The sequence below is a fragment of the Labilibaculum manganireducens genome (assembly GCF_002843385.1).
Taxonomy (GTDB): Bacteria; Bacteroidota; Bacteroidia; order Bacteroidales; family Marinifilaceae; genus Labilibaculum; species Labilibaculum manganireducens.
On sequence record NZ_MVDE01000038.1, the window covers coordinates 23,423 to 48,456 of the forward strand.

The window sequence follows — 25,034 nt, forward strand, 5'->3', positions numbered from 1 at the left end:
GCTGGAATAATCATCCTCCTGTGTCTCAAAATTCCTTGTCATGGGCGTTCCATATAAATGACAATTGCTTGAAGAATATTTCATTTTTTTTTCGAGTGGCTAAGATACATTTTTCAAAACTCTTATGAAAGGTTGATAATAGATCTTGATTACTTCCTTTTCCTGTTTATACCAACTATCCTTCCCAAAGAACTCCACAATCGCTCTTTTTGAATAAATACAATCATAAAAAGCAATAACAATGGAGTTTTTTCAGCCATTTTCAGCCATTGGTTTTCTGGGTTAAAATAAGTACTGATTGCAAAAATAGTTGTTGCAAGCAACAGATAAAAAAGTATTCCCTTTAAATCGTATGGCACAGGATAGTATTTCTGACCTGCGATATAGGATATTACAGTTATTACTAAAAAGCAGGCAAGAACTGAATATGCCGCCCCCATATACCCGAATATTGGAACAAGCAGAATATTCAAAACTATAGTAATTACAACGCCTATAATAGCTATGTAGGCACCAAACCGAGTGTTGTCGGTTAGCTTGTACCACAAAGATAAAGAGAAAAATATTCCAAAAAATAAATTTGCCAGAAGTACGTACGGTACAATTCCCAGTCCTTCATGATAACGGGAATCAATTAAGATCTTAACAATATCAAGATAGAACATCACTCCAAGAAAAATGATAAGACCAAGTATTACGAAGTATTTTAACACATCGGCATACACCTGCTTTGAGTTCTGCTCTTTTGCCTGAGAAAAGAAAAATGGCTCGAAAGAATATCGAAAAGCCTGTATAAATAGAGTCATGATAACTGCCAGCTTGTAATTTGCTCCGTAAATTCCTGTTTGATACAAAGGATTTTGTGATTCCGGAATCAACTCCGGCATTATCATTTTATCTAAATTAATATTGAGTGTTCCACATATGCTTACCACTAAGATAGGTGAAGAATAGATTAGAATTTTAATGAGTAATTTTCGATCTAACTTTAATTGAACCTTTAATATGTCTGGAAGCAGTAACAGCAAATTTATGAAGCTGGAAACAAATATGGCCAGAAAAATATAACCTATTCCAAATTCAGAATTCCATATTATAGTGATTGGAATTTGAGGATAGTTATTATAAATCCATGGACACAAGAGTAAAAAGAAGAGGTTTATTCCCAAATTAACTCCAATATTGATCAGCTTTAGTCCCGCATAACGAACCGCTCGGTTCTCCTTGCGTAATTTTGCAAATGGCAAAGCTGTTGTAGCATCAAACCCCAATGTAAGTGCAAGTAGTATAATAAAGCTCTTGTTTGCAGGAATTTCGAAAAAAACAGCGAGCGGATTTAAAAAACACGCAATAATAATCAAGAACAAAATACTTGTTGCAATTAAAGAAATAAAACCCGTTGAAAAGGTACTATCGCCCTCCTTCTCTTGACTTGCGAACCGAAAGTACCCTGTTTCCATGCCATAGGTTAAAACAACCAGTAATATTGCAACATACGACATAAGATTCGTAACAATCCCATAATCTTCGGGAATAAATAAACTGGTATACAGCGGCACAAGCAACCAATTAAGCAATCGGCCCAAGATGGAACTTACTCCATAAATGACTGTTTCTCCGGCAAGCTTTTTAAGAGGATTCAAATCAAGTAAATTAGTGTATTAGAATTGGCAAATATATGATAATTTTATTTTTCATTTTCCTAAAGTATCTGAAAATGAATTCATAGATGTTCCACGTGGAGCAATTTGTTTATTTGGGGAGAAAAAGATCGTTCGGTATTTATATCAAAAATAAATAAGGGGCACACAAACGATTTCGATGGAAATATTTGATAATTTGAGTCTTATAAGCTTACCAAATACTTTTTTATCCCGAATATTTTTTCCACTTTTGTTGACATACGCGTTAAGGAACGTTTATGTTAGTGTTTGTTGTTTAAGTATTTTGTGAAAATCCTGACCTCTCGGTCAGGATTCTTCTTTTTTATAGGCGTTTGTATTTTTAGCAGGCACTAACGAATACTTTTCCCAAATGGAGTTAATGCAAAACCTGCTAGCTTAACATGCTGAACTGCAAATGGAATCCCAATTATTGTGATGGCAAATAACAGCGCAAATAACAAATGAGTTACAGCAATCCACAATCCCCCAATAAAAATCCAGATTACATTTAAAAGAATACTTAAGCATCCCCCGGCATGCTCGTTGTACACCACCTTTTGCCCGAATGGAGCCAATCCCAATACAGATAACTGTATGATTTTCAAGCCAAATGGTATTCCAACAATCGTTAAGCACATTAGTAAACCACTGATAATATATTCCAGGAAAATGAAAATTCCTCCGAAAATTATCCAAATAATATTGCCAATTAAACTCATAAATATTTGCTTTATAAATATTAAAACTGATATGATACTCCCATCTGAAGAACAAAATCAGGTGCTGTATTAACAATGATATCCTCAACAAAGCCAAGCGAAACAGCTACATCTTTTGCAACAAAATAATCCAGTCCGAGAACTAATTGTGCAGATGCTTTCCCTAATTGTTTAGTATATGATTTTTCATACAAACTTGTGTGAAAATCGAGTTGAGACTTGAAATACCAATTATCATTCGCATTAAAAGCCAGACCAAAACTTCCAAAACCAACATTGCGGGTTACTTTGTTTTCCAGTAATGCACCTTTGCCAATTCTTAAATAACCTCCTGAATAGTAAAAGGAAAACTCTTTCCTTTTAGGAGTTGAATTAAGCATTCCTGTTATTTGGAATCCAAAATCACTGGTTCCACTACCTACTAAATTTGTTTTATTTCCGGTTGGTAACTTCACGAAAGTGCGAAAAGAGAGATCGTGGTTTGGACTTTGTATAATGGGTGTTCCCAAAGAAAAACTAATATCTCCAAAACTAAGTTTACTTTCATTCATTTCGAAAACTATCTCCTCTTCTTCCATGAAAAAGTAATTTAAATTGTATGCTGGCATAACTTCCCTTGATTTCCCTGGTAAGTTAAACGCATCGTGCCAATTACTAATAAAAGAATCCATAACTCCACTCGAATGTTTAACTACCGGAATAACGATACCGACTTCCAGTTTAGAAAGCAGACCGTAATTTAGAAATAGTTCATTTCTATACATCTCTCCATCCAGATAAATGGCTTCTTCATTGATTTGACCACTTGTAGCATTATTAGCAATACTAAAATAGTTACCGAACCAAAAAGAATTTTTCTCTGGAATTGAGCCTCCTGGGTTGGTCGGAATCCCGAAAAAATGAACCAAAGGGCTTTGGTTATGAGTTTGAAAAGGTTTCACCAATTTCTGACCAAGAGCGCAATTAGTAAGTAAAACAATTTCAAAAAAAAATACTGCTAAGCTTCTCATGAATATTCCCGGCCTGATTAATTTGATCAACTGGATCAAATCTACAAATTATTCAACAACTTTCCATACGAGTGCTGCTGAACCCAATACACCTGAATTTCCTTCAACAGAGGACAGCTTTAACTGCGTTTTTTCTTGAAAAACAGATAATAAATTCTGTTCCATATGGTATTGTGTTGGCTTTAAAATTAAATTGCCGGCTTTAGATAATCCTCCAGACAAAAATATGGCTTCCGGATTGTTCAAAGCAATTACATTCGCCAAAGCAATTCCAAGAATTTTACCCGTAAATTCAAAGGCTTCAATTGCAATTTGATCCCCAGAATAAGCTTCCGAAGCTAATCTTCTGGCACTCATTCTATTGAAGGGAATATTTCTCAATTCACTTGAATAAGAAAATTTTGCGAATAATTTACTCACAGTTCTTTTAATTCCTGTTGCAGATACATAAGTCTCCAGACAACCCAATCTTCCGCAACCGCAATGCCGACCTTCAGGACGTACAATCATATGTCCCATTTCTCCGGCTAAACCAGAATGGCCATGCACCAACTCCCCGTTAACAACGATGCCCGATCCTAATCCTGTTCCTAATGTTAAAACCATAAAGTTTTTCATACCAACAGCACCTCCAAACAACATCTCAGCCATGGCAGATGCATTGGCATCATTTGTAACAAAAACAGGAACTCTAATTTTTTGACTCAAAAGTTTACCGAGTTCAAACTTCCCTTTCCATGGCAGGTTCGAGGCATTCTGAATGCATTGATCCAAATAATTCGCATTTGGAGCACCTACTCCTATTCCTACCAACTCACAATTCAATTTCTCAGCAAGAGACTGAATTCTATCACATAATTCATCTATAAATGCTTGAAATATTAAATATTTCTTTGTGAAAATGAAATCTTCAGCAAGAATATTTCCTTTTTTATCGACCAAACCAAAAACCGTATTTGTTCCGCCAATATCTATACCAACAGCCAGCTTTTGCATATCAATTGTTTTTGTATCAAAATGTATTGCATGGGAAAAAAACCAATCCGTACCGGATCAATTTTCTTTAATGAAGTTACAAACGGTCTTTAATTAATGATCGAATCGGATTAAAAATACGTTGCAACAGACGAAGATCTTCTGTAATTATTTCAGCCTGACCTTCAATCTGCTGTGCAAAATCCAACTCAATTCCATAATTGGTAACCAAGCCTTTAGGAAAATCAACGTCCAAACTGTATTTCTGATCCTCCGGCACTTTTGATATGGATCGAATGGTACCTTCCAACATCCCGTATTCAAGATAAGGATAATTATCAAGTTTTATATTCACCCGCTGTCCTATTTTAACCTTGCCCGCTCCCTGCACTCCTAATTCAACTCTGGCAATAATTTTAGTGGAATCTGAAGGCAAAACAGTGAAAACCCTTTCTCCAGTCTTAACATTTTGATTGGAGCTGTAAAACCGGTTGAAACTAACCTTTCCATCAATAGGCGTGATTAATACATACTTTTGTTCCCAAATGTTGATTTGAGCCTTTAGATTATCGAATGATTGAACAAGCAGATTCTGTAAGTCCTTTCGTTCATTCTCCTTTTTTAATTCCAAATCTATAATTTGCTGATTTACTTCTGAGATACTAATTTGTGTAGACGCAAGTGAAGAACGGGTACCATGAAAAGCATAGCTCTGTTCCAGAAATTTTTTACGTGCATTTTGGAAATCGGACTGCGAAATTACACCCCGGATAAATAAAGATGAATCGCGAAGAAATTGCTTTTTTGATATCGCTAATTCACTTTCAGAAATTACTTTTTGTTGATACTGCCGGTCATAATACAAATTGTATTTACTGATTTTATCCTTGTAAGATTCTATTTTTCGATCGTAATAATCCAAATCGAAAAAACGCTGATAATCAGCATATGATTTTAAAAACCCATTGTAGTACGATTGAATTTCTCCCAAACGAAAATTACCTTCCAACAAATTTGATTTAATGCCATCCACACCTGTAAGATGTTCATGAAACTCGTTCATTTTTGTTTTTAAAACGAACACATCATCATTAACTGCAGGATTTTCGATAATGGCCAAAAGCTCTCCCTTTTTCACTTCCTGATTATCTGAAACATACAGATTTTGAATTTGTCCCGATGATCGGGCAACCAATTCGGCAGGCGGATTTAAGGTAGTAAGAACCAATTTGGAATGAATAATATCCGGATAACGAAAGAACCAACTGCCAATCAGCAGAGCAAAAATAACGACAAAGAAAAGCGTTGTTCCGCTTCGAATGATCCAATTGGGCATTCGCTGCAAAATCTCCTTTACTTCATCTGACCGTAATTCTATGTTTGTATCCTTATCCATAAGACTAGACGCTGATTGCGCTGAAAAATATGATTAAATATGATAATTTTTTGTGAACACTTTTCTTTTATATTGTGGTTTTGCACCAAAATTAAGAAGTAAGCCCACCTCAATATTAGTCGCTTTTAAGTAATTTACTAGCTGAACCTCATGCTCTGGGGCAATTCTCTCCACTGCTTTTAGTTCAATAATTACTTGGTCATTAATAATCAAATCAGCAAAATAATCACCTACCTTTTCATCTTTATAAAAAACTGTAATTCTCTTTTGCTCTTCCACTTCCAAGTCTAGGTGTTCTAGTTCTAGTACCATTGCCCGCTCATAAACTTTTTCTAAAAAACCATAACCCAACTCATTGTAAACATTAAAAAATGCCTTTAAGATAAGTCCCGTTATTTCCGAATGTATATAATTCATTTCTTTTTAATGAAAATCAGTGCAAATCATAAATATCATATTTATCTGCGTCCATTAATTGCCGAGTTCCAGCTGATTTTTCACCAACTGATAATAAGCTCCCTTCAATTTTGTTAAATCAGCATGAGTTCCTTCCTCAACAATCTTTCCTTTATCCAGAACAATAATTTTGTCGGCACTTCGAACTGTACTCAATCGGTGGGCAACAACTACTACAGTTCTTCCCTTATTGAATTCCTCCAAATTGTTCATGATTGCCTTTTCGTTGTTGGCATCCAAGGCATTGGTTGCCTCATCAAAGAACAAAAATTCAGGGTTTTTATAAACTGCCCGTGCAATTAAAACACGTTGCTTTTGTCCTTGACTTAAACCGTGACCATTGGCGCCAATCCGCGTGTTGTAGCGCAATGGCAAACTTTCTATAAACATATCGATGCAGGCAACCTGAACCGCATACAACAATCTCTTTTTATCGATGAACTCATCACCAACGGCAATATTTCTGGCGATGGTATCCGAAAAAATAAACCCATCCTGCATCACCACCCCGCAATTTTGCCGCCACATCGATGAACTGTAATTTTCGAGAGTAACTCCACCCAAGGAAATCCGTCCTTTTGTAGTGGGATAAAATCCCAGCATCAGCTTAATTAAAGTCGTTTTTCCACTACCCGATGCACCTACTATTGCTGTTGTTTTTCCATCCTCTATCTTCAAATTAACATCATCCAAAACCATTTCGGAATGTGGCCCTTCGTACTGAAAGAATACCTTTTCAATATCAATCGCCTTTTCTTCAGGAATTTCTGTTAAACGATCCTCATTTGGCATTTCTTCCTCTTTCATCTCGTGAATTTCACCCAATCGCTCGAGAGAAATTTTAGCATCCTGCCACGAATGAATGAACTGAACCAGATTGTCGAGCGGGGAATTCAATTGACCAATAATGTAAGACACAGCCAACATCATACCCAAGGTCATGCCTCCATCCAATACCGATTTGGCCGCCAAAAAAGTGATGATAATGTTCTTTGTTTCGTTGAAGAAAATGGAACCTGATACCTGATACTGATTCAAAGCCAGACCTTTGGTTCTCACCTTAAACAATTCAGCCTGTATTTGCTCCCACTCCCAACGCTTTTGTTTCTCGCAGTTGTTCAGCTTAATTTCCTGCATTCCGGTAATTAACTGAACCAATGAATTTTGATTGTTCGATAACTGAGCGAATCGTTTTCCATCCAATTCTCTTCGTTTTCGTAGAAAAAGATTCACCCATATTAGATACAAAACCGATCCCACTGCAAAAACAAAAAAGATTTGTATGTCATAAATCGCCAAAATAATTCCAAAAATCACCAGATTGACCATCGAAAACAGGATGCTTAAGGTTGATGATGTCAGGAAACTTTCGATTCGGGTATGATCCTGTATCCGCTGCAATAAATCACCGATCATTTTAATATCGAAAAAGCCAATGGGCAACTTCATTAACTTGATTAAAAAGTCGGATATTAGTGAAATGTTTATTCGTGTTGAGATGTGTAAAAGTATCCAGCTTCGGATGAATTCCACCGACATTCGGGATATGAACAGTACCAATTGGGCAATTAAAACCAAATAGATAAAACTCAGATTTTGCGTATTGATACCTACATCGACAATGGATTGGGTAAGGAATGGAAAAATTAATTGCAGCATACTGCCAAACAACATACCCAATGCCAACTGCACCAAAAATTTCTTGTAAGGTCTCAAATATTGAAGCAAAAAAGTGAAACTCTTTTTATGAGAAAGATCCTCGTCGCCCTGAGCGTAAAAATCGGGTGTGGTTTCCACCAACAAACACAATCCTTTCAATTCCCCCTGACTTTGTGTACTTGCCCACGACTTTATAAATTCCTCTTTGGTAAATTTTAGCAAACCGGATGCCGGATCGGCAACATGAACCGTAGTTGTCTTCTTTTTCACCTCGATTTTGTGCACTACCACAAAATGATTTTGCCCCCAATGGCAAATAGCCGGAAGCGTAGCATCATCCTGTAACTGCTCGTAGCTAATGCGAACGCCCATGGTTCGCAAACCAATACTTTCAGCCGCATCGGCAATGCCCAGCATCGAAACTCCCTCACGGGTAATGTGCGATTTGTCGCGTAAGGACTGTAGACTGAAGTTTTTACCAAAGTGAGCGGCTATCATGCGCAGGCAAGTCGGGCCACAATCCATGGCATCCAATTGGCGGAAATGGGGAAATTTTTTCTTCAAGGCAGAATGGTAGTTAGTCAATTTATTATCGTCAAGCTAAAAATAGGGAAAATTGTTGGAATGGACTAAAAGGAATAAAATCTCATATTTAACGATACATCATAAAGTGTCCAAGTAAACAGAACCAATAAAACTTCACATGAATTAATATATAAGCTTACTTGCGTTTTCGGATATTTAAACTAAATCACATCCTCTTTTCCCTGTTCCTCCCACTTTATTTGATTCCTTGCTTTTTTTTCCATTCGCTTTTTACTTGAGAAATTATAAAATAAAGAAAACATTACAGTCCGCATGTCTCGTTTTGTAATCGTTTTGCTTAAAGAATTACCACTTCGGTACTCTCTTGTAGTTTCATAAGGAAAAAACTGGTTCGAAAAATTTGCACATAACTCAAATCGCTTGTTAAAAAAGTATTTTGAAATGCCATAATTGAAAGATTCCGGATTTGCTAACTTACCATTATATATAAGTTCATCAGGATGATTAAAATAGTGTACAAACACCACAAAGTTTTTAGGTAAATACAAAGATACATATGATAAAATATCTGCTGTAACAATATCGTCTTTATAATCCAAATCTTCCAATTTTTCACGATAAATGGCAGTTCTTGTTCCAAATAATAGCCATTCATAGGGGCGCAGAGATAAATTGAGTTTAATCCCAATTTTTTTATACGATGCAATATTTTCATAGCTATTAACCTGATTATCGTAGCTACTAAGAGTAGATACAGAACTAATTCCATCTTTCGTTTTACAATAAAAAAGATCAGCCTTTATGTAACTCCGTTTCCAACGATAACGAGTAGCTAGGTTTATTGAGTGAGAATAATAGTCTGATAGCTTTGCATTACCTTTTGATATTTTGGATAAACCATTAATGTATTCGAAAGGATCCAACTGATAAATAGTAGGATGTTGTATTATTTTTTGGTAAGAAATGGTTGTAGATAATTTTTTTGTAAATGAATAAGATACACCTGCATTTGGATAAAATTCATAATTTGCTTCGTTGTATTCATTAACTTTTCTATTATTGTACTCATAGCCTAAGCCCAGCCAGTAAGATAATTTGTTTTTCTCGTTTGAATAGTCTGCAAAAACAGTTGTTCTACCAATAGAATAATCCACTTTGTGCTTGGAATTATAACTTTGAATATCATTATCTGAATTCTCATTATAGTAATTCGCTCCAAAAGTAAACTTAGCACTGTTTCCAAGTTCCAAACTAAATTTAAGCTTTGCATTTACACTATTTCTATCAAGCAACGTTGAATCAAATCTTAAAGTAGCATTATTTGTTGGATAAGAATAATCTGAAAAATTGGCGTCCTTATCCTGAAAAAACCGAGAATGTAAAATCTCAAATATTACTTGTTTTTTATCATCCTGAGATTTATTCTGGTAAAATCCAGAAACTTGCAAATTTGAATAATCCGTGTGATCCTGCCCCATAGAGTTTGATACTAAATCACTATTTTTATGACTCCATTCATTAAAAATTTCCCGTCGATGCAGGCTTTTCAAATTAGCAGCAACTCCTATTGAATTTTTATCATTTAAAAATAAATCAGCACCTCCGAAATATTGTTGTCGGTGTCTTGGGGCAATTGTGTTATTTGCAAGCTTATATAAAGTGTCGAGGCTTCCCTTCTCATTAATATATTGCTCGCTAGTATATGGGCTAGTTTGGCTATACAATTTGTACCCACCAAACATACGCCATTTCCCTTTATATAAACTTACTGCACCACTAACTTGATTTAATAATTTATTAGGAAAAACATAATCAAAATTTCCATTAATACTATGCTTTTTCTCCTGTTTCAATAAAATATTAACAACAGAAGTAAATCCCTCGTTCACAATATCCACCGCGGGTGTTGTACTTACAGTAATTTTTTTAATTTGTTCTGGTGCCAATAAATCAAGAGGGTTTGTATCATAATACCGCCTGCCATTTACCATTACTAGAACATTTCCGTCTCCTTCTACTGTTATATTATTCTCTCGATCAGCATATAGCGTAGGAATTTGTATTAACAATTCGCGAACATTACCAGACCTATCGCGCATGTTTTTGGAGATATTAAAAATATCTTCTCTAATACCTTTTTCATGAATAGGTTTATCCGCTTTTATTGTTACTTCCTCCAAATTATTTTTGACTTCTAGAAGTACAATTGAATTTAATTGTTTGCTATTGATATTTATAGATTCAGAATACGGAGCATAATTTATATGGGATATTTTTAAAATGTACTCTCCAAACTCATCTATTTCAAACTTATAGTTACCATTAAAGTCCGACACTGTACCTGTTACCAAAGATGAATCACGAAACAAAGCAATATTAGCAAATTCAATCGCCCAATTTTTATCAGTTAATATCTTACCACTAATTATTTTCTTATTATTTGTTGCAGTAGCTGAAAAATTAAAATTTATAAGAACTATAAAAACAATAAAAATATTGAGAGTTTTACACATAAAAATAATATTTAAATTCTTAATTAATTTCCTGACAGAGATTGAATTTATCCAATATGAATTCCAATCCTGAAATAGGAGGACATAAATCACAATAATTGCAATTACTACAAGGCTCAACTTTAGATCTAGTCAAAAACCAAGTAGATTCATTTGATTTATAACATTCAAGAAAATTATCCTTTATATCATTCTCAAAAAAGTTACCAATAGATTCAGAAAACATATTTGTCCCATAGTTACCTTTAATATCGATAAATATTTTACCAAAATCATAGGAATTAATCACTCCATTCTTAATAATTTCATGAACCTTATGTTTTTGATTAACAATATCATATTCACTTAGAAAAATATTATCCTGGAAAAACACCAAGTTATCCTTAAATCTTGGCTTATAAGTTATCAAGCTATTATATGGCACTATCGAATTAACGTCCTCGATACAAATAACATATCTATGATTATTTAACAAATCACCTATACTTTCCAATTCATCTTTTCTTTCTAAATAAACCGTAGTATTATACTCATTAAAAGCTACCCTTGCAGACAAATATAATTCTATCGGTATATGAAACCTAATAATATTCCTATTCTTTATTAGTCCTAGAATAAGTTCAATTTCCTCTATTTTTTTAGTATAAATATTTACACTTTGTAAACGAGGGAATAAATTGTCATTATTTAAGAGATATTTAATTTTATCAAAAATCCGATTACTATCGTCTTCTAAATTATCACAACTAAAAAAATATTGACGTTCATGCTGAGATTTATTGTAAATGTCACTCATTATGAAAGAAAACTCCAATACGTTGCTTAATAATTGTTTCAAAATAATTAATGGTTCATCTCTTTGAATAATTGATTTGTTGTTTTCAATTTTGAGACAAGATCTAAGAGGAATAAATAAATCTTTTTCATCTTCAATAATTTCACCAAATCCCTCATTAACCAAATTTTGACAATAAGCCGTATTAATTTTATTAATCTGAAAAGCAGCATTATATAGTTTTAGGCTAATTTCAAAATTCTTAATAATTTCTGGCTCTAAAATTTCATACTTATTATTAGTAAAGGTATTATATAGAAATATTCTATTTTCGATTTTTTTTACATAAATAAACTGAAACAAAACAAAAAATCTATATTTAGAACACATAATACTCGTCAATTAAATATTTATACAACTTGGGATCGTTTCTAAATTTTTCTAAAAACACACCTTCTGAAATTACCTCTTTCGAGAAATTTGGACATTTGGTTAATTCTGCCGGTTCTAACGCTGAAAAAATGCACAATTGACAAAACAATTTTTGTTCACATGCATTGCACAATTTTTGAATTTCATCATACCTCTTATTGACTTCTTTAACTATATCTTCATAAAAAATTTGCACTCCTTCTTCTGTTACACATCCAAATTTATAATTTCGAGATGTTTTCTCACATGGAAACAGCAATCCATCAACACTCATATGAATTTTTTTTGAAAAAGGTATACAAGTAGCTGTTGGATAACGACTTTCATTTTGTGATTTTGTAAAAATTAGATCTGAGTAATTTGCATAGACAACACCATCCATCTGTTTAATATATTTATAAACATTATTAATACTGATATCACTTCTACTTTCTTTGCAAATATTTTTAAACTCATTCACCATACACTCTTCGACCCCAGTTTCACTAACAGATGGTGTTGCAGGTATCTTATCATATTCGATTGATATAAATTCTTTTACAGCAGAGACATCATTTCTTCGATGAATAACAGAATTGAAATGTACTTGGCTTTTAAAATAGCTTGTGTAGTTCCTCTGAAGAAAATCGATATTTGATTTTACTACATCAAAAGACTCCTTACCATTTGGATAAACCCTATAACTATTATGAATCTTATTTCCATCCAGACTAAGCAATAATCTAAAATTATTTTGCACAAGATACGCTGCATGCTTTTTTAGAAGTGTACCATTAGTAGTTAGGGCGAAACGCAAGGAGATACTTAAATCACGAGAAATTTCGGCATATTCAACAATTTTCTTTATCAAATCCATGCACAATAAAGGTTCTCCCCCATAAAAACCAATATATACAACTCTATCCTTAGCCAATCGTTCGTTTTTTCTAAAATTTTCAAATACAAAATCAATTAGCTTATATGCATAGTTTACATTTAAACTTCTTTGCTCTCTTTCACCCTTATTACTGTATAATGGACCAAAACCACAATATTCGCACCTTAGATTGCATTTTTCGGTTACATCGAAATTAATCAGATAAGTATTATCAATTGATCTTTTAATTTGTTCTTTCGAAATTCTTCCATTAAAATTTATTGTTTTTCTCATTAAAATCTCATCCACATTATTCATAAATACATAATTAGAGAAAAAAGGCTATTGGTTCCGAATACTACATCCAAATCCAACAGCCTTCTTATAAAAATTAATTACATCCTAAGCATCAGCGCTTTTAATACAACCATCAATATCATTTCCATTACATAAACAATGATCATCAGGTGAAGCATCACGATCATGTATGCCACCTTTTACATCTTCTAATTCCCTAACTGTAAGTTCTGTTAATTTAATAGTATTCATACTTCTACTTATTAGATTGGCAATAGCCCATTCCCTCCACAAGCGCCAATTGCACAGGTCATCTCGTTTAGGTAGTTTTGCTCTTGCAAAATGTAGCCTAGCTACCAGAGTCGTTCCGGGTGAGAACGGATATTTGTTTACTTATTCCGGAGCGACTTAACTAATAATGCGCATTATTAATTTAAACAGTACTAAATTAAATAAGTTCCCTGCCAAAAATGGCAGGGAGTTCTTAATATTTACACTTTTTTGAAAATACTGTTAATTTGTAATCATTCTAAGATATAGCTTTGAAGCGTTCTAGAATACGAAATAGCAATACCCAAGTCCTTTATACTATCTAAAATCCGATACAGATTTCGCTCCGAAACACCCAGTTTATCAGATAGTTCATTTGGAGTACCTGTTGATTTATTCTTTGCGAGCAGCATCACTCTTTCCATTAATTCCTTATTTTGGGTAATATTCATTTCGGCTGTGATTCGGTTAATTACTTCACTACTTAATTCCGCAAAAAAAGAAAAGGTAACCCTTTAAATTGTTAAAATATGTGAAACAGTTCACAACTACTTAAACTACAATGTAAAATGCCTATCTATTATAAATATTTCATCACGTACATACATTGATTCTGCCGGCATTGTGTACTGACGTTGCATGCAACGTCTCTACGGCATTCGATATTTCGATAATGCCGTGCACATGATTGGGCATCACCACAAATGCGTGTCATTTTACAAATGGGAAATGATTGGAAATCCCGAACCAAAATTGTTGAGCCAGCTTGCCAATTTCAGACAATTCCATTTTCTGATCAGTAATAGAACCAAAAAACCACTGCCTGTTATGGCTGCAAATGGTCACAAGATAGCTGCCTTCGTTGGAATAATTCCATCACAAGGCGCGGGCCGAGGGGATGCGGTATTTGTTTTGGAATTTTTTCATTTTACTAATTTAATAGTAGAAAGCCCTATGAAAGTAAACATCCTATCGAAATAACCCAAATAAAAATGCAAATTAATGTTAATTGAACAGCCCGTTATAGTTTAACAGTGACAGAAAAATCAGTATTAATCATATTTCCGGATACCAAATACTTCTCTAAAAAAATAATATTAAAAAACCCCATCCGGACGAACCAGATGGGGTTGAAATATTATTGCAGGCAGACTTTACAAGATTCCGCCGACTTTTTTAAGTGCTTTGGTATTTAGTATTTTAATTTTTCGTCCGTTTAATTCTATTAACTGATCGGATTTAAATTCGGACAACAAACGGATCACCGATTCGGTTGCTGTTCCTACCATATTGGCCAATTCTTCGCGCGTAAGAGCAATTTTAAGCGTACCATCCTCGGTCAATCCAAAAGCTGTTTCCAATTGAATTAAAATCTCTGCTAAGCGTTCACGTACCGTTTTTTGAGCAATATCAGTAATGTAATCATTTGCTTCATCCAATTCTTTGCATGTAAGTTGAATTAATTCCATTGCAAAATTAGAGTTTTCCTGAATTAGTTTGGTTAAAACATTACCTGGGATAAAACATACAATGGCATCTTCGATCACTTTAGCAGAAGTGCATGCCCGCTCCTGACTCAACACAGAACGAAAACCGATTAAGTCACCAGGCTTCGCAAAACGAATGATTTGCTCTTTCCCTTCCATACCTGTTTTAAATACTTTTAAAACACCCGAAAAAAGAAAGTAGCATCCTTTCGCGGAATCGCCCTCAGAATAAATAATACTGCCTCTTTTATAGAAATGAACATCTTCACCCCAAAATAAAAGATTCATATCTTCTACCTTCAAATTTTGAAATTTTTCACCGAATTTCTCGGCTAATTGATTGCAATTTGGAAGAATTGGATTCTGCTTCATTAAAAAATCATATTAAACTGAAATCAATACTACTAATTCAATAATAATTCCTTGTGGCAGGACTTCAACACCTGACAAACTCATTAAAAAAATTATTTGTTTCGAAGGGTTTTTCCTACTTTTATTACAAATCACTTTCAATTTGTAATCAGGTCAAATATACAAATTTAAGTTTTACTTATCCAAAAGGTAAAAAGACTAAATACACAGCAATTATGAAACGTCCATGTACAAAATTTTTCATACACAGGGAGATGATTATATGGTAAGTTACATATGGCAAAAACTTAAAATTATAAACATATGAAACACAAAGTTGAACTATCGTGGCTGGGAAACCTCGCCTACGAAACCAATATGGATGGTCATAAAATGATTACCGACGCCGGTACCGAAGTGGGCGGTGAAGACAAAGGATTCCGTCCAAAGAAGCTAATGCTGACCGCTTTGGCGGGATGTACGGGCATTGATACGGCGTTAATTGCGAAAAAAATGAGGCTTGACATCCGGGATATTAAAGTATCAGTAGAAGGAGAGCTAACCGAAACTCAACCCACCTACTATAAAAACATGCACATTACTTACGAATTCTTTGGTAAGGATCTTCCCCATAAAAAATTGGAGCGGGCGGTTAAAATATCCGAAGAATCGCAATGTGGAGTAAGTGCTTTGTACAAACAGGTGATTCCTGTTACATCAGAGATTATCTATCATGAAGAGTAAAAAGTCTGGAAAGGTCTAGAAAAGTCTGGAATAGTCGAAAAGTCAAACGGTCAAAGAGTCGAAGAGTAAAAAGTCTGGAAAGTCCACAAAATAAAAAAAGTGCCTCCCGCAAGGAAAGGCACTTTTTTGTTTTTATCGTGTTAGACGATCTCAAGTTTCACATCTAAAATCTTATATCTATTTTCTAGAATCCTGCAGCTGAAAACTGCTCAAGGAAGCGAATGTCGTTCTCAAAGAACAAACGAAGGTCTTTAATGCCGTATTTCAGCATGGTGATTCTTTCAATTCCCATTCCCAATGCAAAGCCTGTGTATTTTTTATTGTCGATTCCGTTTAATTCCAAAACATTCGGATCAACCATACCGCAACCCAAAATCTCTAACCAACCAGTTCCTTTGCACACATTACAGCCCTTTCCGCCACAAAGTGAACAAGTAACATCAACCTCAGCCGATGGCTCGGTAAACGGGAAATAGGATGGTCTTAATCTGATTTCCGTTTTCTCTCCAAAAAATTCCTTTGCGAAATAAGTCAGTGTTTGTTTTAAATCGGCAAATGAAACGTTCTCATCGATGTACAAACACTCAATTTGATGGAAAATACAATGAGCACGCGCCGAAATAGCTTCGTTACGGAAAACCCGGCCTGGCGTTAAACAACGAATCGGCAATTCCATTTCAGACATATCGTGCGCCTGAACCGAAGAGGTATGAGTACGCAAAATTACATCCGGGTTTTTCTCAATAAAGAAAGTATCCTGCATATCGCGGGCAGGATGTTCTTCCGGGAAATTTAAAGCTGAAAAGTTATGCCAGTCATCTTCAATCTCCGGACCTTCAGAAATAGTAAATCCCAAACGGGAGAAGATCTCTGTGATTTCATTTTTCACCAAAGAAAGCGGATGGCGCGAACCCAACTTAACCGGATCACCTGATAAAGTCAAATCCAAACCTGATTTTCCAAAATCAAGATTGGTGAAACTATCTTTCAAAGAATTTACTTTATCCAAAGCAGTTGTCTTCAGTTCATTAAGAGCTTGTCCTACAGCTTTTTTCTGATCGTTTGGAACATCTTTAAAATCTGCAAACAAAACTGCAATACTCCCTTTTTTACTAAGGTGTTTGATTCTAAATTGTTCAACTTCCTCTATTGTAGTTGCTGAAAATGAATTCAGCTCCTCCAGTAAATTCTTTATTTTGTCTAACATATTTTTAATCTTTTGAAATCCGATAGTCGGCAAAGTTACAAAAAGTTTTTTCTCCTTGTTACTGAGGATTCTATTTTAGCCTTAAGATTCCTTAATAATTTAAATCGATCCTGAAATTATTTAGTATTCTAAGATTTTCACCTTCATTTCTACATCCTGAAAAGGCCTGTCATTTGCATCTGTTTCCAAATCTACAATCTTATCCAAAACATCGAATCCTTCTATCACTTCCCCAAAAACAGTGTAATTACCATCAAGATGCGGAACTCCGCCGACCGTTGTGTAAGCTTTACGACGAGCCTCAGAGAATTCCAGTCGTTCTTTGGAACTATTGTATTCGAATTCTATCGACTCCTTAATTGTTTTCGCAATAACTCTAAACTCTTCTACCTTACCGGCCTTTTTTAAGGAATCCAAAACAGCTCTTTTACTTGAAGTTAAAAACCTTTTTACGATTCGCTTTCGCAAAGGAACATTCACTTCTTTTTCCATCAGAGTCAATTCCTCATCCGTAAATACCTTTCCATGAGCAATATAGAACTGAGAAATATCCGATTCCTTAAAAATATTTACCTTATCCGGCTTTCTTGGTGCAGCAATTGCACCCTTTTTATGAAAGTATTTAGGATTAAATTCAGATTCGATGGTTCTGTTCGAACTGCCGTAACCAATCATTTTTCCTGCCGGTGCATTTCTGGAATCCTGCGATCCGCCCTGAGCCACAAAACCTTTAATCACCCGATAAAACAGCGTGCCATCGAAATGACCGTTTTCTATCAGTTGCAGAAAGTTTTGCCGGTGTTTTGGGGTTTCCTTATACAACATCAATTTAATATTGCCCATATTGGTCTCTATTAAAATGATTGAGTTGGTGGTTTGTCCAAATGACAGGTTCGTTAATAGCAGAATTGTAATTCCAAATAGGACTTTCTTACCAAATTTCATTCAACGATATCTTTTTAAATTTGGACTAAGATAAATAGCCAGAGTTTGAAAGCCAAAAAAAAGCTTCGCAATATATTACGAAGCTTCTATTTACAACATGTAATGTTGTCTATTTTAAGATTTTTATTTTCATTGATATGTCTTTTAGAGGACGATCAAAATTGTCTTTTTCAACACCGGCAATCGAATCGATTAAATTCATTCCCTCGATAACTTCACCAAAAACTGTATAATTTCCATCCAAATGAGGAATTCCACCAACAGTAGTATACGCTTCAATTTGTTCTTTATTTAATACAATCTTCTCACTATTAAATATTGAGTCTACTTCCAATTTAATGTGATCAATTTCCTCCGTCAACTTATCTAATTCACCTTCCATTTGATATTTAGAAAGAAGTTCAGCCTTTTGTTCTTGAATCTTTTTGAAGATAGAACTCTTCAATTTTCCATTCATTTTCATTTGTAAAGTATCCAATTCTCCTGGAGTATATATCTTTCCTTGAGCAATATAAAACTGAGAACCAGCCGATTTCTTCTCAGGATTCACATCATCTCCTTCTCTTGCGGCAGCAATAACTCCACGCTTGTGAAATAATCCTTCTTTAATTTCTGCAGGAATTTCATATCCAGGTCCCCCTTCTCCCAATCGCTGCCCCAACTTTGCACCTTTCGAATCCGGATCACCACCTTGAATCATGAATCCATCTATCACACGATGAAATAAAGTGCCATCAAAATATTTTCCGTGTGCCAATTTCACGAAATTATCCCGGTGAGCCGGTGTTTCATCATACAAACGGATTTTTAATTTTCCATACTCGGTTTCAATCTGAACAATTCTATCTTTTTTTCCCAACTCCAATTTTTGCTGGCAGGATATAAATAGAAAAACGATGGCAATACAAATCAAATTTTTCATAGATGCATATTGAATTTTAAAATCTCGAATTTAGCTTTTGTTCTCAATTTCTAAATAGTCATTGTCTTTAAAGTATTCCACTATCGAAGATTTAAGCAATAATTCTTCTTTTTCCTTAGAAAAAGGAGGAACCATTTTATTTTTCTTGAAAACCGGCCAATCATTTTCATCATAACCATCAATTTGATAGTAATTCCATTTCATCAACAGCGTACATGTTGCCAAATTGATGTGATCCATTTTTTCATCTTTTTCATACTTCTCCTGAAATCCTTTTCCGCGCTCCTGTATCCCAATTAGCAGTAATGTGCCGTTTAAATCGGCATCCACATTAAAATCTTCAGAAATTTTATATAAAAGTTTGTTCCAGTCTCTTTCCAAATTATTATCCATTGTATCAATTTTTTATGAATGTTAAAAGTAAAGATTTCTGCGTACTTTAGAACCTCTTAAAAAATATATTTTCACTTTTTTAATTATTCCTCTTGCAGATACAATATTTCCATCCTATATTTGCATCGCTTTTAAGGGCAAGGGCGATTAGCTCAGTTGGTTCAGAGCACTTGGTTTACACCCAAGGGGTCATAGGTTCGAATCCTATATCGCCCACTATAAAAAGCATATATTCCCAATAATTCGGGCGATTAGCTCAGTTGGTTCAGAGCACTTGGTTTACACCCAAGGGGTCATAGGTTCGAATCCTATATCGCCCACAGAAAGATCAGATTTTCACAAGAAAGTCTGATCTTTTTTTTTGCAATAAATTATGCATTCATAAATCTTTTTATGACATCTACCGTATATTCATTTAATATGGTCAAAAAAAATAACTTTCAGTAACCTCCAAATTTAAGAGAATATTGTATATTGGATCGGTTTATGTTAATAGATCATTTTTTTATTAAAAAAACATCAATTTAATTTAAATTTTATTAGCCACTAAATCAGCTACTTAGATAGTAAAGTGCATTTTTTTTTACTTTTTTTTACTATTTGTGGGTTACCTTTTGGCCATTAGAGGAATAAAGGGATAGGAAATATGGATTACACTACGGAAGCGATACTTGAGGGGATCAGTATGAGCAACAATGATGTATTAAATTACATCTACAAAAAGTTCTTCCCAAGTATTCGGAATTTTATAGAGAACAATAATGGTAACGAAGAAGATGCAAGAGATCTTTTTCAAGAAGCGATTATTGTAATCTACCGTAAAATGAAAAAAGAGCCTCTGGTTCTGAATTGTAATTTTAAAACCTATGTCTATTCAGTTTGTAGGCTTTTATGGTTAAAACAACTTGAGAAAAGAAAAAACAGCAATGAAATTAGTTCAGAAGCTATTTTGGACAATAGATTGGATGAAGCAACACAGACCTATTATCAAACCGAAAGGTACAGGCTGTATCAAAAACACTTCAAACTTCTAGGCTCAGATTGTAAGAAAGTACTTCAGTTAACTCTTGATAAAGTTTCCTTAAAGGAAATATCCGAAATTATGGGATACAAGGGTGAAAAGTATGCAAAAAAGAAAAAGTATCAGTGCAAGCAAGCATTGATGGATAGTATTAAAAGTGATAATGAATTTAAAGATGTATATGATGAATGAAATGAATTTTGACCGTATCGAGGATTTTCTTGACGGTGATCTAACAGAAAGCCAATTGAAGCAGTTCGAGAAGGAATTACTCGAAGATTCTGATCTTCAAATGGAACTTGACCTTCATATGGAGGTTAATGAGGCCATAATGGAACAAGACGTTATGGATCTTAGAAACAAATTAGAAGCTATTGAAATACCTTCTAATCCTACTCAGAGGCGAAAGTTGAAATTTTTGACTAAGTGGAATATTGCAGCGGCATCCCTTGCATTTATAATTGGTTTAGGGAGTTTAATGTACATCGTGAACAATCGGTCTTCTTACTCAAATGATAAAATTTTTAGCAACTACTATAAACCATACAACGTTGTAATCAACACTCGTTCGTCGGATATCATGATTGATAATTTATTGGTAACCGCACTAAAAAGCTATGAAACTAAAGATTATCGAACTGCTTTAACTTTATTCAAAAAAATATTGGATAAAGACAGCACGAACATCACAGGTAATTTTTATTCGGGTATTTCAAATATCGAAATAAATGAGTACGCAAAAGCGAATAAAAACTTTAGCAGAGTACTAAAGCATAAGAATAACCTGTTTATAGAGCAATCTGAATGGTATCTGGGTTTTTGTTACCTCATGACCAACGAGAAAGAAAAAGCTCTTAAGCAATTCCATGTAATTGCCCAGGGAAACAGTTTCTATAAGACAAAAGCTTTAGAAATCATTAACAGGCTGGAATAGATCACTTCATCATTCATCAAAATAAAGTAAGCCATCCAATAAAATTGGGTGGCTTTTCCTATGTATTTAACTTTTTAGTAAACTCTTAACAAGAACTAATAAAACCCTGGTTGGGAACGATGATAGTTCTAATAGAAATAATTGCTGTTTTCTCTGACTTTAAAATTGCACAGAATAATTAAAATTTATAGAGCCAAAATTCATATCTCAACAGAACAAACAGATATCACTATACAATGAAGATAACTAAAACAACCTGCTCCTAGGCTACTGCTTTACCTTTGAATTTTTTACGGAAAAATAAGAATAAAATTATTCCAACAGAACCAAAAGCAAAGTACATCAGCCTATGAATCAGACCGTCATCATACAAAGGATCAACGTCTCCTAAAGTAACATATCCAGACCAAAAATAAGGATGAGATTTTAATGCATCAGCTGTTTTTAAATATTCCAATTTAGCCTGACGAAGAGCATCATCCTTTTTTAATCCATGAGATAAAAAAGTATAGAAATTACTCATTAGATTTGATCCGGTTTTGTCTTCGACTGTCCATAAAGTCATAATTACACTTGGACAACCTGCATAGAAGAAACCACGTGCTAAACTCATTACTCCCTCTCCCTTCAATAACTTACCATCACCAGTGTTACAAGCACTTAAAACAACCATTCTTGCATTAAAATTCATGTTGTAAATTTCATGCGTATTTAGAAGGCCATCTTGTAAAGAATCGGAATTTTGTGTAAAAACAAGTTTTGAATACATCGGATTTTCATCATCAATGATAGTGTGCATTGCCAAATGAAGTACATCGTATTCACCCGAATTCGCCTTGAAATTAGCTTCCGTCGCCATATCATCAATAAACAAATCGCCATGAATCACTTTTGATATATTAATAACTTCCTCCTTTACTCCAGGCAAAGGATATAATTTATCCCGGTAAGCTCTTTCAGTATATAATATCGAATCATTAACATCGTTATAGGAAGGTGCAAAAGCTAAAATCGATTTGTTTGAAGAAAATCCATAGCTGCTCGAATGATTTTTGAAACCAAGAGTCGCTGAATTGTGGTAAGTAATTGAATTATATTTTATTAAATATTCAAGATTTCTATAATTCATCGTCGTAGTATCCGCTTCCTTTTTCAAAAGCACACCAAATGGAATGTAGGCCATTTTATCATCTGGAACAATGAGAAGACTTTTACCGGTCAACAAGCTGTCTTTACCATTCAATAAATGTTGATACAGTAAGTAAGCTGATTTTGTATATTTTTGATAATAAGCAACACTATTATTCGCAAAATCATTCGTTTTCAAACAATTACGAACCTCCTCCAAATGATAATCAAAACTATCTTTGACAATCTTCTCCCGCTCAACTTCAAAACTTGATTTTGTAATTACAAAAGAAAAAAGTGCTGAATCAGAAATTGAGTATTCAATCAGTAAATCATTATCACTTAACCTGCTCTGTAATTCTTCAATATCGATGGTTTTGGTATCGTATTTCAGTGCGTAATACTCCGGATAATCCTCCTCAAAACGAAGAACCATTTGATTGTATTCCTCATTCAAATTAAAAAGTACATTTTGCCATCCGCTAATTGAATCCCGGTCTGGTGTTTGTTTTTTTCTTTCGTCATGAACCAACTCACGATACTTAGCAATATTCAACTTCAAATTTGTTTCCTTCTCCTGCAATTCTGTTGAAATACCACCGAAATTTTTTGCATTCACATCGTTTAGTGAAGACTGTAAACTAGCTGATTTTGAACGCTCAGAATATATAAAAGCTTTCTCTTTGTATTTTACATCTTTTGTAAGTTGATACAATTTTACAGCTATCTCAATTGCCTGATTATACGTTTCTTTTTCATTTTTTGAAAGAGCAAATTTACTTTCTTCGTCCTGATAGGCAATTCTAATTTTATCAATAATATCCAAACAAAGATCATAGGTTTGTAAACTGAAATCCAAATCTGAAATACTATTGGTTTTATCGTATAAATAGCGAAGAGTGACTGCCTTTGGTTTTAAAATTTCTAAAATGGAAAGCTGCGGATCGAGTTCATCCATGGTAGGATTGATGTAAACCGTACTGTTATTAAAATTATCCAATTCAGAAATAAGTGCTTTTTGATAATATTGTAGTGCGTTTAAATGATCTTTTTTCTTAAAATAGTAATCACCAAAATTCTTTAAACAATGCGCTGTATCCGGATGTTTATCACCAAAATTCTTCCTGTAAATATCTAAAGCTAAATTTAGGTAAGGTAAAACATTTTTATCATTTTGAATTTCATTCTGAAAAACTGCATAGTTTAAATAATAATCACCTAATAAATAATAATCAGTACCATTTGTTTTGATTATTTCCTCAATACTCATTTTATAATATAAATCTGCTTCATCATACCTCTTTAACTTTTTATAACAATTAGCAATGTTATTGAAAGTAGATGAAAAGTATTGTGAGTTACTTTCCTTTTTCAGATTTAACGTTCTTAAATAATATTTTAATGACTCAGAATAATTAGCTTTTTTATACAAAATCACACCTAAATTATTATATGTTTGAGATAACCATTTTGGGTTACCTTCTACTTCCAATAACGATAGTGCTTTTTCGTAATAATTTTGTGCCTTAACTAAATCTCCATAATTATTAAAAATAGTTCCTTTATTCCCATAAATAGGAATCAATTTATTTGAATCATCCCCAAACTCAGTGATGGTAAAACTCTCGGCAATATCATAAAAATTTAAAGATTTTTTCCAATCTCCCACTCTGTTTAATAAGACACCAAAATTCACATAGGTTCGATAAACAAGGTTTTTATCTACTAATCCTCCTTGATTAATAGTCAAAATTGCATTTTCGAAAGACTGAATTGAATAATCAAATTCACCTTTTCGTAAGAAATCAACTGCCCGATCAAATTGCTTCTGTAGTAAAGAATCGGGGTTGACTATTTCAGAAGTTTCATGCTTTTCTAATTCTAAATTTGACTCAGAAACCATGCTCCCACTAAAAAGAAAGAGAAGAAAAGGAGGGAAAAGAAGAAAAATAAAAATCTTTTTTAGAAAATTTTTCACGCTCAGGTTTGGTTTTGTAATATTCTCACTAATAATCAGTTAAACCAATCATCAAGGCTAACAAACACCTAAATATAGGGCATTTTTTTTATTTTTTTAAAAAATAATTGTGTTTCCAGGGTTACCTTTTTCAAAAAAGGGGAATAAAGGGGTGTAATCCATAAAAACTAAAACAATTCGAACTCTAACTAAAAACCAAATAAAAATGAAAAATTTTGAAATAGTATCTCAGGAAGAATTACAGAACATCAAAGGTGGTGTAAACGAAATGACCGATAAATCAATATGTGACGATTACATCGTGTAAGTAACCAAATAGACCATATTCCATTTTCCTAATAAAATAAACCTAGTAG

General features: G+C 33.8%; 23 protein-coding genes and 2 tRNA genes. 7 read left to right on the plus strand and 18 right to left on the minus strand.

Annotated features, from left to right (window positions below; genetic code table 11):
- Positions 1-149: 149 nt before the first annotated feature.
- From BZG01_RS18080 to BZG01_RS18130, 12 genes are all read right to left on the minus strand, one after another.
- Positions 150-1,643, minus strand: coding sequence for a lipopolysaccharide biosynthesis protein (locus BZG01_RS18080; RefSeq protein ID WP_101311250.1), 1,494 nt, complete (start codon positions 1,641-1,643; stop codon positions 150-152).
- Between the two features lie 371 nt (positions 1,644-2,014).
- The gene (locus BZG01_RS18085; RefSeq protein ID WP_101311251.1) at positions 2,015-2,383 is read right to left on the minus strand and encodes a YccF domain-containing protein; all 369 of its coding nucleotides are present in this window, start codon (positions 2,381-2,383) and stop codon (positions 2,015-2,017) included.
- Positions 2,384-2,403: 20 nt separating this feature from the next.
- Positions 2,404-3,393 carry a DUF3187 family protein gene (locus BZG01_RS18090; protein WP_101311252.1) on the minus strand — a complete coding sequence of 330 codons (990 nt, stop codon included), beginning with the start codon at positions 3,391-3,393 and terminating at the stop codon, positions 2,404-2,406.
- A 48-nt stretch (positions 3,394-3,441) separates the two neighbouring features.
- Entirely contained in the window at positions 3,442-4,389 is a 948-nt protein-coding gene (locus BZG01_RS18095) for an ROK family protein (RefSeq protein ID WP_101311253.1), read from the minus strand.
- A 76-nt stretch (positions 4,390-4,465) separates the two neighbouring features.
- Positions 4,466-5,764, minus strand: a complete 1,299-nt coding sequence (locus BZG01_RS18100) for an HlyD family secretion protein (RefSeq protein ID WP_101311254.1) — start codon at positions 5,762-5,764, stop codon at positions 4,466-4,468.
- 33 nt (positions 5,765-5,797) lie between these two features.
- Entirely contained in the window at positions 5,798-6,181 is a 384-nt protein-coding gene (locus tag BZG01_RS18105) for a GxxExxY protein (RefSeq protein WP_101311255.1), read from the minus strand.
- 54 nt (positions 6,182-6,235) lie between these two features.
- A complete protein-coding gene (locus BZG01_RS18110; protein ID WP_101311272.1) occupies positions 6,236-8,443 on the minus strand; it encodes a peptidase domain-containing ABC transporter in 2,208 nt (735 codons plus the stop codon).
- Positions 8,444-8,625: 182 nt separating this feature from the next.
- Positions 8,626-10,938 (minus strand): TonB-dependent receptor, encoded by a 2,313-nt coding sequence (locus BZG01_RS18115; protein WP_101311256.1) that lies wholly within the window; start codon positions 10,936-10,938, stop codon positions 8,626-8,628.
- 19 nt (positions 10,939-10,957) lie between these two features.
- Positions 10,958-12,103, minus strand: a complete 1,146-nt coding sequence (locus BZG01_RS18120) for a hypothetical protein (protein ID WP_101311257.1) — start codon at positions 12,101-12,103, stop codon at positions 10,958-10,960.
- The gene (locus BZG01_RS18125; protein ID WP_101311258.1) at positions 12,093-13,319 is read right to left on the minus strand and encodes a radical SAM peptide maturase; all 1,227 of its coding nucleotides are present in this window, start codon (positions 13,317-13,319) and stop codon (positions 12,093-12,095) included. The genes BZG01_RS18120 and BZG01_RS18125 overlap by 11 nt, the downstream gene beginning before the upstream one ends.
- Positions 13,320-13,403: 84 nt before the next feature.
- Positions 13,404-13,550: a hypothetical protein gene (locus BZG01_RS21640; RefSeq protein ID WP_180327384.1), complete on the minus strand. Its 147-nt coding sequence runs from the start codon at positions 13,548-13,550 to the stop codon at positions 13,404-13,406.
- Between the two features lie 272 nt (positions 13,551-13,822).
- A complete protein-coding gene (locus BZG01_RS18130) occupies positions 13,823-14,020 on the minus strand; it encodes an HTH domain-containing protein (protein ID WP_101311259.1) in 198 nt (65 codons plus the stop codon).
- Positions 14,021-14,207: 187 nt separating this feature from the next.
- On the opposite strand from BZG01_RS18130, the gene BZG01_RS18135 reads away from it, so the two are divergent.
- Complete coding sequence (locus tag BZG01_RS18135) at positions 14,208-14,549, plus strand: hypothetical protein (RefSeq protein ID WP_101311260.1); 342 nt, start codon at positions 14,208-14,210, stop codon at positions 14,547-14,549.
- A gap of 173 nt (positions 14,550-14,722) precedes the next feature.
- Here BZG01_RS18135 and BZG01_RS18140 read toward each other — a convergent pair whose 3' ends face one another.
- Positions 14,723-15,427: a Crp/Fnr family transcriptional regulator gene (locus BZG01_RS18140; RefSeq protein ID WP_101311261.1), complete on the minus strand. Its 705-nt coding sequence runs from the start codon at positions 15,425-15,427 to the stop codon at positions 14,723-14,725.
- A gap of 303 nt (positions 15,428-15,730) precedes the next feature.
- Between BZG01_RS18140 and BZG01_RS18145 the strand changes: the two genes are divergently transcribed.
- Positions 15,731-16,150 carry an OsmC family protein gene (locus BZG01_RS18145; protein WP_101311262.1) on the plus strand — a complete coding sequence of 140 codons (420 nt, stop codon included), beginning with the start codon at positions 15,731-15,733 and terminating at the stop codon, positions 16,148-16,150.
- 184 nt (positions 16,151-16,334) lie between these two features.
- On the opposite strand, the gene pheS is transcribed toward BZG01_RS18145, so the two are convergent.
- From pheS to BZG01_RS18165, 4 genes are all read right to left on the minus strand, one after another.
- Positions 16,335-17,357 (minus strand): phenylalanine--tRNA ligase subunit alpha, encoded by a 1,023-nt coding sequence (pheS, locus tag BZG01_RS18150; RefSeq protein WP_101311263.1) that lies wholly within the window; start codon positions 17,355-17,357, stop codon positions 16,335-16,337.
- A gap of 120 nt (positions 17,358-17,477) precedes the next feature.
- A complete protein-coding gene (locus tag BZG01_RS18155) occupies positions 17,478-18,302 on the minus strand; it encodes a peptidylprolyl isomerase (protein WP_101311264.1) in 825 nt (274 codons plus the stop codon).
- Between the two features lie 109 nt (positions 18,303-18,411).
- Positions 18,412-19,224, minus strand: coding sequence for a peptidylprolyl isomerase (locus tag BZG01_RS18160; protein WP_101311265.1), 813 nt, complete (start codon positions 19,222-19,224; stop codon positions 18,412-18,414).
- A gap of 30 nt (positions 19,225-19,254) precedes the next feature.
- Positions 19,255-19,617 carry a hypothetical protein gene (locus BZG01_RS18165; RefSeq protein WP_101311266.1) on the minus strand — a complete coding sequence of 121 codons (363 nt, stop codon included), beginning with the start codon at positions 19,615-19,617 and terminating at the stop codon, positions 19,255-19,257.
- 141 nt (positions 19,618-19,758) lie between these two features.
- Between BZG01_RS18165 and BZG01_RS18170 the strand changes: the two genes are divergently transcribed.
- The 4 genes from BZG01_RS18170 to BZG01_RS18185 all read left to right on the plus strand — a co-directional run bounded on the left by BZG01_RS18170 (position 19,759) and on the right by BZG01_RS18185 (position 21,572).
- A tRNA-Val gene (locus BZG01_RS18170) sits at positions 19,759-19,833 on the plus strand.
- A 29-nt stretch (positions 19,834-19,862) separates the two neighbouring features.
- A tRNA-Val gene (locus BZG01_RS18175) sits at positions 19,863-19,937 on the plus strand.
- 326 nt (positions 19,938-20,263) lie between these two features.
- Complete coding sequence (locus tag BZG01_RS18180; protein WP_101311267.1) at positions 20,264-20,830, plus strand: RNA polymerase sigma factor; 567 nt, start codon at positions 20,264-20,266, stop codon at positions 20,828-20,830.
- The gene (locus BZG01_RS18185) at positions 20,823-21,572 is read left to right on the plus strand and encodes a tetratricopeptide repeat protein (RefSeq protein ID WP_143470945.1); all 750 of its coding nucleotides are present in this window, start codon (positions 20,823-20,825) and stop codon (positions 21,570-21,572) included. Before BZG01_RS18180 ends, BZG01_RS18185 begins: the two co-directional genes overlap by 8 nt.
- Positions 21,573-21,834: 262 nt before the next feature.
- On the opposite strand, the gene BZG01_RS18190 is transcribed toward BZG01_RS18185, so the two are convergent.
- Positions 21,835-24,678 (minus strand): CHAT domain-containing protein, encoded by a 2,844-nt coding sequence (locus BZG01_RS18190; protein WP_143470946.1) that lies wholly within the window; start codon positions 24,676-24,678, stop codon positions 21,835-21,837.
- Positions 24,679-24,883: 205 nt separating this feature from the next.
- On the opposite strand from BZG01_RS18190, the gene BZG01_RS21460 reads away from it, so the two are divergent.
- Complete coding sequence (locus tag BZG01_RS21460; protein WP_143470947.1) at positions 24,884-24,985, plus strand: bacteriocin; 102 nt, start codon at positions 24,884-24,886, stop codon at positions 24,983-24,985.
- The last annotated feature ends 49 nt before the right edge of the window (positions 24,986-25,034 follow it).